Origin of the sequence: Bacillus sp. 22-7 (assembly GCF_010628845.1) — a bacterium.
GTDB classification, from domain to species: Bacteria; Bacillota; Bacilli; order Bacillales; family Cytobacillaceae; genus Cytobacillus; species Cytobacillus firmus_B.
In genome coordinates, this window is the sequence record NZ_NJQY01000028.1 from 10899 (window position 1) to 29325 (window position 18427).

Genomic DNA, 18427 nt, shown 5'->3' on the forward strand with positions numbered 1-18427 from the left:
CGGATTGATGCAGCTTCTTTTACCTTTTGCTGAAAATGTGGTGTCTAACATGCGGATCGATGCAGCTTCTTTTACCTTTTAATAGAGATGATTTAGGTTGACACTGGTTGCTATTGCTTTGTCGAGAGATATGGCATCCAGCCTTTGACGCTTAGGTTTTTTAGCATAAAAAACACCCCCGGCAACTACCGGAGGTGCATTACTTTTATTCGTCCGCTTCTTCGTTTTGCCTTGTTGTCTGTTCAGGCAGTGTATCCCAGAAGCTGGTGTCAGCAGAATTGATTGAACCGTCTGCTATTGCTCTTACTGTCGCATCAAGCGTTGTGATTGTCTGTTTGATGAGATAGCCGTTGCTCTTTTGTCCAAGGGCGTATGGCTCATAATTGTGGTCGGACATTCCGCGCATTTCAAATAGAAGCGTGGAAATGTCGTAGCGGACAGCAGCGCCGTTCCGGCCAATGTTTTCACCTGTGCCGCCGACATATTTTCCAATATGGCCCCAGCCAGTATGGTGAAGCGAGTTAAACACAATTGATCCAAGCTTTTTGGATTTTTCAAGAACCTCAGGCTTTACATTGCTGTTTGTCGGATACAGAATGCTTCCTGACACAAGCTTTCCTTCAGTTTCACTTAATGTGCCCTGATGATGAAGATCAATCATGTAATCGATATTGTATTTCTTGAACACGTTTTCATGGAGAGCACGCGCTTCCGGCTCCATTTCGCTTGTTTCTTTAGCATGTTCCCGATTCAAATCCACACGATTGGCATTATAGCGGGTTAAATGGCGATCACCATCGGCAAGATAATCATCAAGTGAGAAGTCCACATCCCCCATTGCTCCATCTGCGTTAAGCATCGGGATGACGAGAATGTTGACATCTTTAAGGACTCCGCTTGTTTTGCCGGTGCCAAGGTGCTTGATAAACTCCAGGGCTCCCTCAGTTGTCAGCTGCTCATTCCCATGCTGCTGAGTCAGAAATAGAACCGTTGGATTGTCAGGATTGGATATGTATTTTGCCATGTGAATATCACGGCCTTTTACCGTCTGGCCGATGACTTCAAGCTGCATAGCCTCCTGCTTGGCATCCTGTGTTTTCAAATAATCTGTTAAACTGGCATATGTATGCAGAATGGAAGTCTGAATGGATCCATTTCCTGTGCCAGGCCCATTCCCTACGGCACCTGCAGGCATACCAACTGCTGTAACAGCGCCTAAAGCCATCAAACCTGTCAGTGATACTGATAGAACTTTTTTCTTCAATGTCATAAATTTCAATCCCCCAGAATTAATCATTTATCTTACACTATTAATTCTAGTAGAGAGGTAACAGAGTGTTAATAGAGTAAGCTACCTATTCTTTAGACAAATTTCGTATAGCGAAATAAGTATAAATAGAGTAGTTTAGAAGCCTGATCTTCTGTGAAATTAATCCAAATTTACCAATTAAGAGATAATTTCAAAATATTACCTTTTCGATAAAGTGTAAAAAGCACTAAAAGGATCGAACAGCTGCTGTTCGATCCTTCCCGTTATTTTTGGTCAGCCGGATAAAACACACCCATTTGCCTGCGGGCTTCATCCAAAATTTCCATCGTAGTCATTGAGGCTGCAAACGAGTTCACTTCTGATTCGGTTTTTCCGGACTTAATCAGTCTGATGAATTCTTTCGCTTCGTAATACATGGAATCGCTTAATTGATCCTGTGTGAGATCTTCACTTTCTCCACTGCGGTAATGCAGTGTAACTTTTTCAGGTGCACTTATTTTATCTATCACAATATTGCCTTCTTCTCCCTGGATTTCTGCAGGAAGGCTTGAATTGGTGATTTTGCTGAACATAATGACCGCATCCATGCCGGAATATTTAAGGACCATGCTTCCTTCCCCATCGACCCCGGAATCCAGTGTATGGCCTGCAGCTTTAATTTCCTCCGGTTTGCCGAATAAAGCGACAAGCGGATAAATGCAGTAAATTCCGATATCCATTAATGAACCATTCGAAAATTCGGGATTGAATGCATTCAGCACCGTTCCCTGCCTGTATGCATCATAGCGGGAAGAATACTGGCAAAAGCTTGCAAAATACCTGCGAACCTGTCCGATTTTATGAAGGTTTTCTTTTACGGCCAAAAAATTAGGCATTAAGGTAGACTTTAAGGCTTCCATAAGAAGAACGTTGTTTTCCCTTGCTGCAGCGATCATCGTCTGCAATTCCTTTGTATTCGAGGCGATCGGCTTTTCGCATAAAACATGAACCTTGTGTTTCATAAAAATAATAGCCTGCTCTGCATGCAGGGAATTCGGGCTTGCAATATAAACAGCGTCGATTTCGCCGCTTGCGGCCATCGTCTGTAAATCAGTAAAAGTCCTCTTCACACCATATTTGCCTGCAAATTCTTTTGCTTTTTCCTCAGTGCGGGAATAAACAGCTGTCAACTGAAAATCTTCAGCCTGCAGTGCTGCTTTTAAAAATCTTTCTGTAATCCAGTTAGTGCCTACTATACCGAAACGAACCAATTCTATTCCTCCAGTGTATAAAATGGGATTATTATTCTATCATTCTTAAGGAAAATGAAAAAAAAAGCAAGGCCTAAAAAAGGAAGTCTGTATTTTCCCAGACTTCCATTGTTACTCTATGTATTTGATTAATTGAATCATATTCAGTGAATTTACAGTATTAATGAAGCCCATTTTATTTCGCAGGGTTCATTTGTAAATGACAGCTCCAGCGAATCTAATCGTAAGTTCTCCTTTAAAACCGTGAGTGGAGCCTCATGAAGAAAACTTTACAATTTTATTGAATGGTGATGATTAATTGAGGTCGCAGCCAAGAGTTCTTCACAGTTGCCTGCACATTAGCCGTCCAATAATAAGCCCTGCACCCATTCATCATCCAGCTGCTCGTCCTGATTTTCTTCTGCTTGAAATATTATATTTCGTTCATTAATACGATAACTAATAGCTGAATGATGATATTCTTTTATTTGGATGAGCGAATAAAAGATGTCTTTCAGTTTTGCTCTTTCAAAACCATCTGCAATTAGAATCATTTTGTCTCCCCTAGGTTTGTTTAATAATTTTACAAATTCAGCTTTTAACAGATTCCTTAATGTATGGGATGGTTAATGGCCCAAGAGGCATAACAGCAATCTTTAAATCTCTTCCGTGCTTTTGCTGCAGGTCTTCCACTGTATTTTCGATAGAGGAAGAAGGAAGGAACATGGCATTTTTAACGTCTTCATTGGTCAGGCTTGAATATACATATACGTCAGCCCATACCTGAATGATTGCCTGTTTTTGTACTTGCCATTGATCAAAAATGGAAAAAACGGGATCCTCGATCATGTCTAATATTTCTTGCGGTGTTGCTTTCATTTTTAGTATTTCTGCGTAATTGCCATGGTTCGGCAGGCCGTCACTGCATTCTGACGCGCAAATAATGGCACCGCCTTTTTTCACGATTTTCTGAGCAGCGCTCATTCCCTTAACAGCCTGATACAGATTCTGGTCTAAAGGATATCCGCTGTTGCTTGTAATAACTATATCGAATGGCTCTTCACACGCCACCATCGAATGTTCTCTGACATATTCACAACCAGTTCTGTGCGCCAAAATGACATCGCCTGCAAAAAAGTTTGTAATTTCTTTGTCCCCGTTAAGAGTTACATTCAGCATAAAATCCGGTTTTGCCATAAGAGCTGCTTCTGTAGCTTCTCCCTGAACCGGGTTGCCTTCAATTTTTCCCCATGTACTGTCTTTATCTCCAATCATTTTGGCATTATGAAAATGCATAATTGTATCTATCCCGGCTATTCCAGGCATGATTCCCTTTGGTCCTCCGCTGAACCCTGCAAAAAAGTGCGGTTCAATAAATCCTGTAACAATTTTAAAATCACTTTGGCAATATTCCTTATTAAGGTAAACCTCACCCCCATACGAGGTTGTCCCCAAGTAGGTCTGAGTGGATTGGTCAAATGCATTATTATTAATGACCCGGACTTGGTTTACAATGTCCTCTCCAAGCATTTGAATAAGCTCTTCTCTCGTGTTATCACGGTGGCTGCCAGTGCCATTAATGATGATAAATTGCTCTGCCGGAACATGCTTTAACTCCTCCATAATCCATGGAACCAGCTTATGATTTGGGGTGGGTCTTGTCATATCGCTAATGACAATCGAAACAGTATCCGTGCTTTTCACCATTTCTTTTAATGGCTTTGTCCCAATTGGATTCCTCATGGCTTCAAATGCTTTTTGCTTTTCGTCATCCAGGCCAGGAATATGGACAGGTTCTATGACTGCTGTATGATCGGGAAGATTGACAAGAAGTCCTTCTTTCCCATATGCCAATTTGATTTCCAAGGTATATTTCCTCCTTATGCTGATTACTTGCCTGCGCCTATGATTGATTGCGATGATTTTACGCGAATCCAGGGACGGCTATTTTCCCACTCCACATACAAAGGAACACAAAATGTTTCTTCCAGTCTGCTGTCTGTAACGATTGTTTTTTTCTCTCCTTGTGCAACAACTTTTCCGGACTTCAGAAGCATTACATGGGAAATGGATGGAACAATTTCTTCAATATGATGGGTCACATATATGATGGTAGGACCATCTGGAATGGCCATCATCTTTTCAATAGATGCCAGCAATTCTTCTTTGGAAAATATGTCAAGTCCATTACATGGTTCATCCAAAATTAGTAGCCGCGGTGAAGACATTAGCGCCCTCGCAATCATTGCCTTTCGTTTCTCGCCCTGTGAAAGCGATGTAAGTGTCTGGTTTTCTACATGGCTGATGCCAAATTGCTTCATTAAGTCTTTTGCGTGATCTAAATCATGCTGCGTAATGTCCTCGTACAAACCAATAGATGCAAATTTACCGCTTAATACAATCTCAAGCGCCGTATCAGCAGGACGGAACTGAAATTTATCATCCAGGGAGGTGCTGACCCATCCAATAGACCTTCTAAGATCAGGAATATTGGTTTTGCCGAAGACATTTCCCAATACCGAAACATGTCCCCCGTTAGGCCATTTATAGCCGGTAATCATATTAAGAATTGTTGTTTTTCCAGATCCGTTTAATCCTAGGAGGGCCCAATGCTCCCCTTTTTGTACATCCCAGGATACATGATCCAGAATTTTCTTTCCATTTCTTTTCCAGATAATTTGATCCAGAGAGATGACACTGCTGCATTGTATATGACTCATCATGATTCTCCTTTTGTTATAAAATGAATCTATCTAATGTTCTTAAATCAAAAGAGAGCTGAAGACACTATAAATTGATTTCCATAAGGGATGAAGGAAATCCTGTGTCTCAGCTCAATATTTTCAGATTTCAGCGAATTATCTGTCTAAACAGAGCTGGTGAGCTCAGAAACGATGCCGTTTCGGCGGAATTTTACCCCGTTTTTCTGGTAAAATTTTGCCCCTTCCATGATGCGTACTTTCAGTTCCTCATTAACTGGTTTTAATGGCTTTGCAGGGACACCCGCAGCAAGTGTATTTTTTTCGATTACTTTATTTTCTCCTACAACAGCACCAGCGGCGACAACAGCACCTTCTTTAATATGTGCTCCGTTTAAGACAATGGCTCCCATGCCTATAAGAGCTCCATCGTCAATTGTGCACCCATGAATAACACAGTTATGTCCGATCGTTACGTTTTTGCCTATGCTGACGGGATATCCTTCATCAACATGAATCATGGTTCCCTCCTGAACATTTGTACCGCTTCCGATTTTAATAGAGTCATTATCCCCTCTAAGTACTGTATTGAACCATATGGATACATCAGCTTCCAGCTTAACATTTCCAATCACATACGTATTTGGTGCTAAAAATACCGATTCATGGACAGCAGGCGTCATGCCTTCAAAATCATATATCAATTAGAACATCTCCTATTCTATTTATGAGGCGATTGTATTGCCGGAGTTATTTAATCGGTTTTTCCTGTTCTTAATCCATTTATTTAGAAGCGGGTACAAAATACTGATGATTGACAGGATGATAAAGGTTAGTGCGATAGGCCTTGTGAAGAAGATCGAAATATCATTGTTGGACATTTGCATCGCTCTTCTAAATTGATCTTCAGCAATCGGGCCAAGTACCACTCCTAAAACAATTGGAGCCAAAGGGAATTTAGCATTTTCCAAGTAGTAGCCAATAATGCCAAACAGAAGCATCATGCCAACATCAAAGATGGAGTTTCGAACAGCAAAGGTTCCCACAATACAAAAGAGCACAATTAACGGGCCAATCACTGTATATGGAACCTGGAGAATCTTAGAGAAGACAGATATAAACGGTTTTGCAATAACAATGATTAATAGATTGGCGACAAGAAGTCCCATTAAAATTGTGTAAATCAAGGATCCCTGCGTCGAGAACATTAGAGGTCCTGGCTGTATTCCGTGAAGAATAAAAGCACCCAGCAAGATGGCGGTTGTAGCACTCCCAGGGATACCAAGAGACAGCAATGGAACCATGGCGCCCATAGCAGCTGCATTATTGGCTGATTCAGGTGCTGCAATCCCCTCTGGAATGCCAGTTCCAAATTCCTTGGAATTTTTTGACCAGCGTGCAGCTTCACTGTAGCTGAGCATGGCAGCAGTCGTTGCACCAATACCCGGCAATATTCCGATGAATACACCTAATAATGATGAACGGCCAATGACACCTGAAATTCGTTTCATAACATTCCAGTTTGGCAGCTCAGACCTTACTTTTTGTTTTGAATTCACCTTGTGGACTTGCTGAACCCGTCGCAATACTTCAGAAATGGCGAATAATCCTATCAGGACAGGAATGAAATCTATTCCTGACATTAATTGGCCTGAGCCGAAGGTAAATCGCGGAACCCCTGTCATTGTATCGATTCCGATCGTAGCGATAAATAAACCAAATGAAACGCCAATGAACCCTTTTACAAGATTTCCAGCACTCAGCGAAGCCACAACGGTAAGCCCCATAAGCGCCAGAGCAAAGTACTCGGGAGAAGAGAACTTAAGCGCAAAAGATGCGAGAAGAGGTGTTAAAAAAATTAAGACAATAGTTCCAAATACACCTCCAGTAGCAGAGCTGAATATGGATATACCGAGTGCTTTTCCCCCTTCCCCTTTTCTGGCCATGGGATATCCGTCAAATATGGTGGCCACAGCTTCAGGTGTCCCAGGGGTCCGGAATAAAATGGCGCTGATGGAACCGGAAAATACCGAGGTAGCATATATGGAAGTTAACAGCAAGAAGGCAGCTGTCGGGTCCATCGCATAGCTAACCGGCAGAAGAATTATGACCAGCATGGTTCCGCTTATTCCCGGTATACCTCCGCCAATAAATCCAAGCAGGACACCGACCAATAATACGAACATATTGAATGGTTCAAAAAGATTCCCAAAACCGCCGAAAAGTCCTTCAATCAATGTGTTTCACCTCTTTTATTAGAATTGGCTATTAATAAAACAGCAAACTGAACATCTGGAAAATTCCTACTCCCCTTGGGAAGGGCAAGTTCAACAGAATAGGGAATAATACAATAGACCCGGCTGTTGATAATATGCCAGTTAAAAGTGCACGCACCCAGCTCTTCATGCCAAAGAGAAATGCCAGAACAAAAATCCCGAGAATAGTAGCAGCAATAAAACCAACATATCCCAGAATGAATGTATAGATGGCTAAAGTCCCCAACAACAGGATAAACCTTTTTGGGTAAACCAGTTTTTCCTCATCCGCTTCACTTGCATCACTTTCCGGCCCTTTATTCTGTAAATTCTGACTATTTTTGTTCTTAAATGTCCTAATCAATAAGAAGACAGATAAAATGAGCATTAATATCATAAGAGCAGCAGGCCAGGTTCCCGGTGCAATAATATTTCCTGTCCTATTTTCAATTTGTAAGGACATGACCAGAAAAAAAGAAGAAAATACAATCATTATGATCGAAAGATTACGTTCCAGAAGCATCTTTTACCCCCCTGACTTTTATAAAATCATCGAGAGAAAGCATTCTCCCGATGACTTGTTATACTATAGGCCTTCAACAATTGATTGGTACGTTTTAATGTTCTTCTCAAGATTCTTTTTGAAGTCCTCCCCGCTCAGCCAGCCGTCACGTAAATGAAGATAACTGTCTTTCTCATACTTCTTATACTCTTCACTGTCTTTCGCTTTCTCCAATGCCTTCTGGAGAGCCTCAACGATTTCATCAGGTGTGTCGGCGTGCACCAGCAATCCTCGTTCCTGTCCATCCGTCAGATCAATTCCTTCTTCAGTTGAAATCGGAGTCTCTTCGAAACCTTCCAATTTCTTGTCTGTGAATGCCAGGAGCATCTCAACGGATCCGTCTTCAATTTGGGCAATGCTTGGACCGATTTCTTCTAGCATGCCATCAATATGTCCGCCTAACAGGGCTGCATGCATTTCACCGGCATCTTCATAGGAAATATAATTAAGCTTGATTCCGGCCTTTTCTTCAAATTGTCGGAGGACTAATTCATCAAAGCCTACAGCCCCAGTGCCTCCTACAGATATTTTGCCTGGGTTATCTTTAGCCTGTTTTATAAAATCTTCATAGTCAGTGAATTTTTTTCCTTTAAGAACTTGAAGGGACATGGTATCCTGCTGAACCCTTCCAATCGCTGTATATTTGCTCAAATCATGCGGAGTGGTATTACGTGCAACGTTAATGGGATAGTTAGATGAAATCGCCCAGATCGTATAACCATCTGCAGGCTGTCTGGCTGTATGGTCTCCTGCATTTGCACCGGAGGCACCAGGTAAATTGACCACATTAATGTTAACACCTAATGTATCGCTCATTTCTTTGGCGATTGAACGGGCAAAGGTATCTGTACCTCCTCCAGCACCCCATCCAACAACGATTTCAATATCTCTTTCGGGATAATTGCCTGCGCCATTCTTTGAATCTGATTTTGCACTAGTCCCGGAACTGCAGCCTTGCAGGACCAAAAGCAGTATGATTAGCAGCGATAATAGTGAGAACTTGTTAAATTTCATTTATTCTCCGTCCTTTTTTATTAGTAGGAAACAATGGTAGTTCCTCAATAAATGTCTTACGCCGCCCTTATGACTTGATGCACCTCACAGAAAGTAAAGGGTTGCTTTTCTATGAATATTTGAAATTTGGTTTCCGTTTTTCCAGGAAAGAATGGACACCTTCTTTATAATCGTCCGAGAGGAAGGATTCGATGATAAGCTTTGATGCTTCGGGTGAATCCTCCTCGGCCCCTGACAGTACTTCATTTATAATTTTCTTGGATCCTCTGACTGAGGCTTGAGCATTCTTGCAAATTAACTCAGCATACGCCAGAGTTTCTTCTTTAATGGAAACCGCCGGGATAATCCGGTCAATCAGGCCGATCCGAAAAGCTTCTTCAGTATCCAGCAATCGTCCGGTAAAAAGAATATCCTTTGCTTTAGATGGTCCTAATAGGTCTACAACATTTTTGGTTCCTGGTGTATTGTATACAAGACCGAGCTTCGCAGGGGTAATGCCAAACTTCCCATTCTCATCTGAGAATCTGAAATCACAGGCAACAGCAATTTCGCAGCCTCCACCTACACAAAATCCTTGAATCATGGCAATAGTTGGCTTGGAGGCATTCATTATGGCTTTTTCTGCTACCATTGTAGCTTCGTTGTATTTTTCGGCACCTTCAGCGGTATATCTAAGCGTCTTAAATTCACTGATATCTGCTCCTGCAGAAAAGGCAACTGATCCTTCCCCTTTAAAGATGATCACTTTTATTTTGGAGTCGAGTTCACATTCTTCTATTAGTTCAGGAATTTTCGTCCAAATATCAAAGCTTAGGGCATTCCGTTTTTCCGGACGGTTAAAGCAAATGTAAGCGATTTCTCCTGCTCTTTCCAAAAAAACCGGATCGCGGCAAGTTTTTTCATCATTTATTGCTTCAAGGTTTTTAGACATTATTTCTCAACCTTTCTCTTAATTTTTCTTCAATAAATTGCTTTCTTCCAAAACTTTCACCGCACCTGATTCTGAAAGCTTTGCAATATATTCCTGATCGTAGCCCAGGTTTTTCAGCACGGCCGCGGTATCCTGTCCGAAAAGCGGAGAGGCAGTTCTTACTTTACCTGGTGTTTTAGAGAATTTAGTTGGTATGCCAATCATTTTCATTTTTCCAATAACAGGATGCTCCACTTCTTCGATCATCCCTCTTTCCTGATAGTGAGGATCCTGCACAGCTTCCGCAAAATTATTGATTGGCCCGGCAGGAACTCCTGCTTTTTCGCAGCGATCGATCCAAAACTTTGTTTCGTGAAGCATTAATACATCTTCAATATCCTCTTCGAGTTCAATAACATGCTTATTTCTTAATAAGTTTGTTTCATATCGCGGATCAGTAATCCATTCAGGCCTTTCGACAACCTCTGTGCAAAACCTTTCCCATGTTCTTTGATTTGCGCATCCGAGCATCATATAACCTGATTTTGTTTTAACAGCCTGATAGGGAGCGGAAACTCTATGGCGCCAGCCAGTTGCCTGCGGAATCGTCCCTTCTGCAAAATAGGCACCTGCTTCCCATGTAAACCAAGGCAATCCAATTTCAGCAAGAGCGATATCCAAATGCTGTCCATCACCTGTTTTCATTTTATGAATATAGGCAGCAAGAATAGAGTATGCAGCTGTGATGCCTGCACCAATATCATAAACTGCAATGCCTGATTTCATTGGCCTCATCCCTTTTTCCCCTGTCATGCTCATTAAGCCTGTCATCCCCTGGGCAACAAGATCGAAACCGCCTTTATGAGAATATGGACCAGTCTGTCCATAGCCTGATATTGAACAATAGACAAGACCAGGATTGATTTTCTTTAAGCTTTCATAATCGATCCCGAGCGATTTAGTCACCCCGGGACGGTAGTTTTCTACAACTACATCCGCTTCCTTTGCGAGCTTGTAGAAAATCTCCTTGCCTTCTTCATTTTTAAGATTAAGGGCAATGCTTTGTTTGTTTCGGTTAATTTGAAAGAAACAAGTGGATTCCCCATTCACATAAGGTCCCATTTGCCGGGAGTCATCACCGCCGTTAACTTTTTCAACTTTCATTACATCTGCGCCTAAATCAGCTAAAACCATCGTACAATATGGCCCAGCCATTATTTGAGAAGCATCAAGGACTTTCATTCCTTGTAAAGGTCCCATTTCAAACACCCCATCTAAAATTTGTGTGTCAGAAGCGAGCCCGATCATACCGGCAGTTGTTCATTTCTATACAATTGTTATCTTTATATGGTATAATTAAGGTCGATTTATTTATTAAGGGTGGAACATTTCTATTTTGGCGAGTGGAGATGTTCCCCTTTTTTTTATTCACGAATCATATTGGTTCCACGTTCCAAATCATTCCGAAGATGATTTTCCACGTTTTGTATAACCGCTGCCTCGTCGCGAGCTTTTAGAGCATTAAGGATTTGGCGATGTTCCTTAAGGATCTCTCTGTTATGCTCATTATTTTTCAGGATATTGGCCCGGTAAAGCAATAGAAATGAACGTACCTGCTGAAGCAAGTGTAATGCCCGTTTATTCGGACTGGCTTCCAAAAGCCAATCATGGAATTGTGCATTAAGCTCTAATAATTGCAGAAGATTTCCCTCTTTAAATGCGCTCTCTGCATTCAAGAGTACCTTCTCAATCGCCTCCAATTCCTCATTTGCAACCGTTTTCAAAATTAGGCCCATGATTTTGGGCTCCAGCATCAGCCGGCATTCGTATAAATCCTTAAAATCAGTTTCTTCCAGCTTGACGACACTTAGCCCCAGATGATCCTGGACCAGTAACCCCTCAATTTGCAGCTGGCGCAGAGCTTCTCTTAACGGGGTCCGGCTGATGTTATACTTCTCTGCTAACTGTGAAACATTGACTTTCTCTCCTGGTTTTAATTCACCTGCCAGGATTGAACTTTTGATAATGTCATATATTTGCTGATAAAGCGGCTGTGAAAATTGCAGGCTTTGCACCATAATTCTTTTCCTCCTTTCTAACTCCGTAAATATCACAACGGGGTTGAATGCTGAATGCTGTATCCAGTATACAGCGTCTATGTTGATAATAATTAATATTCTGAAAAGTGTCAATATTTTAAATAAATTTTTCACAGTTATGTAAAACTAGTCAAAATTCGACACAATGCCGTTCAGCCTAAGCATGTAACTTCCAATAAAAATAGACAGAAAGGCAAAATTTCCTGCCTTTCTGCTTTTATGATTACTTCATATCTTTTAAAAGAGTACCGTAAGTATCAATCAGATTTTCAAATTCAGCATTATAGTCCTCCGCATTTAACCAGCCATCACGCAGATGCAAGTAACTTGCTTTTTCATATTCTTTATAACCTGCCTGGTCTTTTGCCTCTTTAAGCGCATTTTCCAGCACCTCTATTATTTCAGGAGGCGTATCCGCATGAACCATGAATCCCCTTCCCTGTCCATCCGTTACATCGATTCCCATCTCAGTTGAAATTGGAACATCTTCAAAACCTTCCATCTTTTCTTCGGTAAATGCAATAAGCATCTTGATATCTCCGCTCTCCAGCTGGGCAATGGAAGGTCCCGGCTCCTCTGCAATTACATCAATATGTCCACCGAGAAGGGCTGCTGTCATTTCCCCGGAACCTTCAAAAGAGATATAATTGAATTTGGTTCCAGTTGCTTTTTCAAATTGTTTGATCACCAGTTCATCAAAGCCTGCAGAACCTGTACCGCCAATCGTTATTTCTCCAGGCTTTTCTTTCGCCTGCGCAATTAAGTCTTCGATGTCTTTAAACTTCCCGTCGCTTTTTACTTGTAGCGTCATAGTGTCATTTTGAACCCTGCCAACCGCAGTTAATTTGCTCAAGTCATTTTTTTCTGCACCTGCCGCAATATTTACCGGGTGATTGGATGTAGCAGACCATATTGTGTAGCCATCAGCCGGCTGTCTTGCTACATGGTCAGCAGAGTTGATCCCAGATGCTCCAGGCATGTTCACAACATTAATATTCACGCCTAGTATGTCTTTAAGCTCTTTGGCTATGGCTCTTGCAAAATTATCACTGCCTCCGCCTGCACCAAATCCTACAACAATTTCAATTTGCCTTTCAGGATAATTACTGCCGCTTTTCTTTTCTTCCGAGCTTGCTTCTTGAGGTGAAGAACTACATGCCTGCAAAATGAATACTAATGCAATTACAAGAGACAAAAACGAAAACCTCTTTAATTTCATCTTAATTTTCCCCCATATTAAGAAAAATTTTAAAATTTCTGAAAATTAATCCTGCTTGTAAGTATTCACTTTCACACAACAAATAGGTTATGGAACCCTTCCTATTCTCTTACACCGCTGCAGCAGTATTGTCACCCCCCTGTATGTGTCATGTTTCATATTTCAAGGATGCAATTTTTGTGCCGAAAGGCTAAAAATGCACTGAAAAATTGTGAAATTTTCTCTCTAAGTCAAAGTGAATGTAAGCCTTTTCAAAGAAACTCGGACATACATAGTTTTATTTGGTCTGGAACACCATTACATTTTGAATTGTCATTCATTTGTTTTTAGTTCTTTTTTGAAACAAAGTATACATCTATCCCGTTCCATTTTGAAACTATTTATTTGCAGCTTCGGCTTCTGCCCTTTCAATGGATTCCATCAGGTAGTCAACCACATGTTTTGTTTCAATCTCTTCTTCCATGCCTTCCCGGTAAACACCAAGTTTCATTTGAAGATAGCATCCTGGATTGGCTGTAATTAGCACAGCTGATTCAGTTTCTTTCACTTTCTTCATTTTTTTATCCAATATTTCATTAGCAAGCTTCGGCTGCAATAAATTATAAATACCGGCAGAACCGCAGCAATATTTTTTCTCAGGAAGCTCTACATATTCCGAGTTCGGAATTTGTTTAACCAATTTCGCAGGTGCATCCTTAACTTTCATAACATATTGCAGATGGCAGGAAGGCTGATAGGTTACTCTTTCTCCTCTTCCTGACACGGCAGGCATTTCACCTTCTTCATAAATGATTTCACTGATATCTTTTATTTTGGCGGAGAAGGTTTTTGCCCGTTCCAGCCAATCTGGATCATTACGAAACAAGTCTGCATATTCAGCAAGTGCAGCACCGCAGCCGCCCGCATTTGTAATAATATAGTCCACAGCTGCTTCTTCAAAAGCCAGTATATTCGCCTTTGCCAATTCGATGGTTTTGTCTTTTTTCCCGCTATGATGATGCAGGGCTCCACAGCACATCTGAGCTCTGGGAGTGACAACATCAAACCCGGCCTTTGACAGCAGTTTAATAGAATTATCATTGGTTTCTCTGAACATAACATCCATGATGCATCCATGGAAAAAGGCTACACGTCCTTTGGCCTTCTTTACTTCATATGCGCTTGGTGTAAACTCCTGATGATATTTACGCTTTGAAGGAGGCAAAATCGCAGGTGTAATTCGTTCCATCTGACTCATCTGTTCAGGGAAAAATTTTAATATGCCCAGCCCCCTTGTAAGGGATTGAAGTCCGCTTTTTTGATAAAACCAAAGTAGATTGCCCACCGAATTAAGCCTTTTTTGATTCGCGAGAATATGATCAAAAAAGTAGTCCTTAAAAGTGCGTGCCGTATAGGCTTGTTTTTTAATATCCGTTTGAACAGGCGGCGCAGCCTGCACAGGTGTTTCAACAGCTGCTGCTATTCGCTCCTTGGCGAGCATGACAATATCCGGGACCTGAACATCTATAGGGCATGCATCCACACATGCAGAGCAAAGCAGGCATCGATCCAGCTGATCTTTAATCTCCTGGTTTACAGGAATATCTCCTTCAAGCAGACTCCTTGCCATTAATACTCTTCCCCTTGGGCCGTCAGCTTCCCTTCCCGTGATATTTAATGTTGGGCATACATTGCGGCAGGCTCCGCATCGCACACATGTTCGCATAGATTCTTCCGCGGTAAGAAGTTTCAACTACTCGTCACCTCCATCCTAGTTTGGCAGTGCCATTTTGCCTGGATTCAATATATTGTTTGGATCCAGAGTCCGTTTAATCGCCCTCATTACTTCCATTGCGGGTCCGTGTTCAACATCCATATACTTTGCCCTGACAATTCCTACTCCATGTTCCGCTGTCGTTGTTCCTTCCATTTTGATTGCAAGCTCATGGATATCGTCGATCATTTTTTGCACATTTTCCATTTCAATTTGATTATTCATATTAACTACTGGACCTGTGTGCATATTCCCATCGCCCACATGGCCATATATTCCGCAGATGATGTCATATCGATCAGCAATATTATGAATTTCCCGCAAAGTTTCCGGGAGCCTTGAAATTGGCACACATATATCTTCTCCGCCATATACCCTGAACCCGCCAGGTTTTAATAGGCCAACAGCAGCACCAACAAGCTTTCTGGCCTGCCAGAGCTTTTCGCATTCCTCCGGTTCATCGCTAAACTTTATATAATTTGTATACTTTTCAACCACAGTTTTTAATCGGTTAACTTGTGAGGTAACCTCCTCCTTGGCTCCATCCACTTCAAACACGAGAATAGCTTCATTATCCAGCGGAAGACTAAGCTCGGGCTTCATCATATTGACAGCTTTTGTACAGTTAAAGTCCATAATTTCGATGGCAGATGGCTGCAGGCCTGAAGAGAAAACTGCATTAACAGCCTCACCGGCTTCTTCCAGCCGTTCAAATGAACATAGAACAATCCCTCTTGTAACTGGCAGAGGCAATAATTTCAGGCGAAGACGGGTGATAATACCAAGGGTTCCCTCAGATCCTATCATTAAATGAGCGAGATCATAGCCAGAAACCGACTTAAGTGCTTTCGATTTAGCTCCGCCAGTAACAATTACTTCACCAGTAGGGAGCACAACTTCCATGCCGAGTACATAATGGCGGGTGACTCCATATTTGACTGCCCTTAGACCGCTCGAATTGTTCGATACCATTCCTCCAACTGTGCACATATTTGCGCTGCCAGGATCAGGCGGAAACCTCAATCCATAAGGTTTTAAAGCCTCATTTAGATCATTTTGGATTACACCTGGCTCTATAATGACCTGCATATTCCGATGGTCAATATCCAGGATTCGGTTCATTTTTGATAAATCCAGCATGATGCCGCCTTTAACCGGGACCGCTCCACCTGTCTGGCCAGTTGCTGCTCCTCTTGGATATAAAGGGATGCTGTATTTATTGGCTAGCTTAACACATGAACTTACCTCTTCAGTGGATAAGGCAATCACAGCCACTTGAGGCTGTTTTGGACTAATCTGTGTTTCAAAGGAAGCATCATAAGAATATGTCATCATGTCGGTGTTATTGGTTAAAATCCGGTCTTCTCCGAAGATATCCCTTAATTGAGATATGATGTTTTCATCCAACGGAGGGGGCGCCTTTGTTTCATTCATTCTATCTCCTCCTCACATACTATTGATTTTTCGCCATAGGGTCGTCCTGCCGATCCCAAGTATCTTTGCCGCTTCTGTTTTATTGCCGTTTACCTGTTTGAGCACATTCAGAATATATTCTTTCTCAAGGTGATAAAGCTTTGTTTCATCACCTTCATCATCTTTTTCATGATGTGCCTTGAGTTCTTGCATACCTAGAAAGTCTTTTCCCCCAGCAGCTAAAACAGTATCAGAATCAATCACCTTATCGGGAGAAAGAATCATAGCTCTTTCAACAATGTTTCTGAGCTGACGGATATTTCCTGGCCAATGATAGTTTTGCAGGATTTTCATCGCATCAGCAGTAAATCCTCTAATATTTCTCCGGATTCCAGGCTCCAGTTCTTCTATAAAAAAATTGCATAACAGCGGTATATCAGCAATCCGTTCACGCAATGACGGGATAGGAATATCAAGGATATTAAGGCGATAGTACAAATCGGCCCGGAAACGCCCTTCTTCTACCATCTTTTCGAAATCCCGGTTTGAAGCAGCAATCACACGTATATTAATAGGGATGACCCTTTCATCTCCGAGCCGCATCACCTCTCCCTCCTGAAGGACCCTCAGAAGCTGAGCCTGAAGAGATTCAGCCAGTTCGCCGATTTCATCCAGGAAAATGGTCCCCTGGTGTGCTAATTCGAACAAACCCGTTTTCCCGCCCTTTTTCGCCCCGGTGAAGGCTCCTTCAACATACCCGAATAATTCGCTTTCCAGTAAGTTTTCAGGGATAGCTGCACAGTTCACTGCAACAAATGGCCCTTCCGACCGCTTGCTGAAGCTGTGGATCAAATGGGCAAACACCTCTTTTCCCACACCCGTTTCCCCTGTAAGGAGAATGGTCGAATCCACTTGTGAGTACTTCTTCACCTTTTGAATCGCTTTTTTGTACATTTCACTCTCACCGACGATATTATGTAAACTATATTTCGTTACATGGCCTCGGTGAAGCAGCTTTTTGCGGATCTCCTGTTCCTGCTGCTGAATTCTATTAATCTCCTGAAATGTACAGACTGCTCCAAGCACCTTTTGCTCGTGCCGAATGGGAATTCGGTTTGCGACTACTTTCACCCCATTTTCATCCTGGATGCGGTTCAGCTCTTCCTTGCCAGTCGAAAGAACTTTGCTCATTCGCGAATGCACGAGAATATCATCTATGGACTTGCCGATTACTGAATCATAGGGAAGGTTTAGTATGCTGTAGACGGAAGGATTGCAAACTGTGATCACCCCTTTTTCATCCACTGCTATCACACCATCTGCAATAAAATCAAGAATTGCCTGAAGTTCCTTTGTTCTTTTTATTTCTGAGCGCCTCACATTGATTAGGCTTCTTGCCTCGTTGATTGCCTGAATGACCGATTCCACACCGGACGTTAATATGACTGTTCTAATCGTTTCTTTTTTTACTTTGTTGGTAAAAATGCTTTTGCCTATCAGCACATCTATTTGTTTTTTGCAGAGTGACTCCACAGCTGCTTCAGCTTCCTCCGGCATTGATACACAGTGCTTTTCAATCGATAAGCCCAGCACAGATTCAATTGTTTCGATTCCCTGTAAGATTTCTTCGTTGTCTGCTATCCCAATTTTTTCTCCGAGCTTCTGTGCTTCCTTGATTGTTCGAAGCAAGTCATATCCAGTTATGGGAATCTGTACAACAGGTAAATTGATGTCAGATTCTAACAGCTTTAATCCCAAGGTCCCTCTGCTAATGATTACTTCTGTACCGTTTTTTTCAAATTCCTTTGCCGCTTCGACCGCATTCCGAAAACTCACTTTCTTTACTGTAACTTCTTCTCCTGTTTTTTTCGCGGCTTCCCTTGAAACCTGTATCAGCCCGTCAATTGGAGTCAGAATTGCAATTTCAGACATCACATCACCTCATATAGCTTTTTCTCTTGGACAATTTTAATTTTATTTTAAATTAATCTTAACAAATGCCAA

At 41.8% G+C, this 18427-nt stretch carries 16 protein-coding genes; all 16 read right to left on the minus strand.

The features are described 5' to 3' along the window. Positions 1-205: 205 nt before the first annotated feature. Entirely contained in the window at positions 206-1270 is a 1065-nt protein-coding gene (locus CE058_RS19000) for a M14 family zinc carboxypeptidase (RefSeq protein WP_048011238.1), read from the minus strand. A gap of 263 nt (positions 1271-1533) precedes the next feature. After that, positions 1534-2520, minus strand: a complete 987-nt coding sequence (locus CE058_RS19005) for a Gfo/Idh/MocA family protein (RefSeq protein WP_048011239.1) — start codon at positions 2518-2520, stop codon at positions 1534-1536. A gap of 338 nt (positions 2521-2858) precedes the next feature. Beyond that, positions 2859-3053: a hypothetical protein gene (locus CE058_RS19010; protein ID WP_048011240.1), complete on the minus strand. Its 195-nt coding sequence runs from the start codon at positions 3051-3053 to the stop codon at positions 2859-2861. A gap of 37 nt (positions 3054-3090) precedes the next feature. Further along, the gene (gene larA, locus CE058_RS19015; RefSeq protein WP_048011241.1) at positions 3091-4365 is read right to left on the minus strand and encodes a nickel-dependent lactate racemase; all 1275 of its coding nucleotides are present in this window, start codon (positions 4363-4365) and stop codon (positions 3091-3093) included. Between the two features lie 23 nt (positions 4366-4388). Continuing rightward, positions 4389-5219, minus strand: coding sequence for an ABC transporter ATP-binding protein (locus tag CE058_RS19020; protein WP_048011242.1), 831 nt, complete (start codon positions 5217-5219; stop codon positions 4389-4391). A 146-nt stretch (positions 5220-5365) separates the two neighbouring features. Continuing rightward, entirely contained in the window at positions 5366-5902 is a 537-nt protein-coding gene (locus CE058_RS19025; protein ID WP_053071393.1) for a gamma carbonic anhydrase family protein, read from the minus strand. Between the two features lie 21 nt (positions 5903-5923). Then, entirely contained in the window at positions 5924-7435 is a 1512-nt protein-coding gene (locus CE058_RS19030; protein ID WP_048011243.1) for a tripartite tricarboxylate transporter permease, read from the minus strand. A gap of 31 nt (positions 7436-7466) precedes the next feature. Then, entirely contained in the window at positions 7467-7976 is a 510-nt protein-coding gene (locus CE058_RS19035) for a tripartite tricarboxylate transporter TctB family protein (RefSeq protein ID WP_048011244.1), read from the minus strand. 63 nt (positions 7977-8039) lie between these two features. Beyond that, complete coding sequence (locus CE058_RS19040; protein WP_048011245.1) at positions 8040-9029, minus strand: tripartite tricarboxylate transporter substrate binding protein; 990 nt, start codon at positions 9027-9029, stop codon at positions 8040-8042. 109 nt (positions 9030-9138) lie between these two features. Beyond that, positions 9139-9960, minus strand: a complete 822-nt coding sequence (locus tag CE058_RS19045) for an enoyl-CoA hydratase-related protein (RefSeq protein WP_048011246.1) — start codon at positions 9958-9960, stop codon at positions 9139-9141. 18 nt (positions 9961-9978) lie between these two features. Then, positions 9979-11199 carry a CaiB/BaiF CoA transferase family protein gene (locus CE058_RS19050; RefSeq protein WP_163144761.1) on the minus strand — a complete coding sequence of 407 codons (1221 nt, stop codon included), beginning with the start codon at positions 11197-11199 and terminating at the stop codon, positions 9979-9981. 164 nt (positions 11200-11363) lie between these two features. After that, a complete protein-coding gene (locus CE058_RS19055; RefSeq protein WP_048011248.1) occupies positions 11364-12017 on the minus strand; it encodes a GntR family transcriptional regulator in 654 nt (217 codons plus the stop codon). 244 nt (positions 12018-12261) lie between these two features. Further along, on the minus strand, positions 12262-13257 hold the full coding sequence (locus CE058_RS19060; protein WP_048011249.1) for a tripartite tricarboxylate transporter substrate binding protein: 996 nt from the start codon (positions 13255-13257) through the stop codon (positions 12262-12264). A 376-nt stretch (positions 13258-13633) separates the two neighbouring features. Further along, on the minus strand, positions 13634-14989 hold the full coding sequence (locus tag CE058_RS19065) for a (Fe-S)-binding protein (RefSeq protein WP_163144762.1): 1356 nt from the start codon (positions 14987-14989) through the stop codon (positions 13634-13636). Positions 14990-15007: 18 nt separating this feature from the next. After that, positions 15008-16444: an FAD-binding oxidoreductase gene (locus CE058_RS19070; protein ID WP_163144763.1), complete on the minus strand. Its 1437-nt coding sequence runs from the start codon at positions 16442-16444 to the stop codon at positions 15008-15010. Positions 16445-16456: 12 nt separating this feature from the next. Continuing rightward, positions 16457-18355 (minus strand): sigma-54-dependent Fis family transcriptional regulator, encoded by a 1899-nt coding sequence (locus tag CE058_RS19075; protein WP_048011252.1) that lies wholly within the window; start codon positions 18353-18355, stop codon positions 16457-16459. Positions 18356-18427: the final 72 nt, after the last annotated feature.

What these genes read in the sequence shown, in the direction of transcription:
- CE058_RS19035 (WP_048011244.1), bottom strand. Translation starts at nt 7,976, where the DNA reads ATGCTTCTGGAACGTAATCTTTCGATCATAATGATTGTATTTTCTTCT.
- CE058_RS19020 (WP_048011242.1), bottom strand. Translation starts at nt 5,219, where the DNA reads ATGAGTCATATACAATGCAGCAGTGTCATCTCTCTGGATCAAATTATC.
- CE058_RS19050 (WP_163144761.1), bottom strand. Translation starts at nt 11,199, where the DNA reads ATGGGACCTTTACAAGGAATGAAAGTCCTTGATGCTTCTCAAATAATG.
- CE058_RS19075 (WP_048011252.1), bottom strand. Translation starts at nt 18,355, where the DNA reads ATGTCTGAAATTGCAATTCTGACTCCAATTGACGGGCTGATACAGGTT.
- CE058_RS19045 (WP_048011246.1), bottom strand. Translation starts at nt 9,960, where the DNA reads ATGTCTAAAAACCTTGAAGCAATAAATGATGAAAAAACTTGCCGCGAT.
- CE058_RS19060 (WP_048011249.1), bottom strand. Translation starts at nt 13,257, where the DNA reads ATGAAATTAAAGAGGTTTTCGTTTTTGTCTCTTGTAATTGCATTAGTA.
- CE058_RS19040 (WP_048011245.1), bottom strand. Translation starts at nt 9,029, where the DNA reads ATGAAATTTAACAAGTTCTCACTATTATCGCTGCTAATCATACTGCTT.
- CE058_RS19010 (WP_048011240.1), bottom strand. Translation starts at nt 3,053, where the DNA reads ATGATTCTAATTGCAGATGGTTTTGAAAGAGCAAAACTGAAAGACATC.
- CE058_RS19070 (WP_163144763.1), bottom strand. Translation starts at nt 16,444, where the DNA reads ATGAATGAAACAAAGGCGCCCCCTCCGTTGGATGAAAACATCATATCT.
- CE058_RS19055 (WP_048011248.1), bottom strand. Translation starts at nt 12,017, where the DNA reads ATGGTGCAAAGCCTGCAATTTTCACAGCCGCTTTATCAGCAAATATAT.
- CE058_RS19000 (WP_048011238.1), bottom strand. Translation starts at nt 1,270, where the DNA reads ATGACATTGAAGAAAAAAGTTCTATCAGTATCACTGACAGGTTTGATG.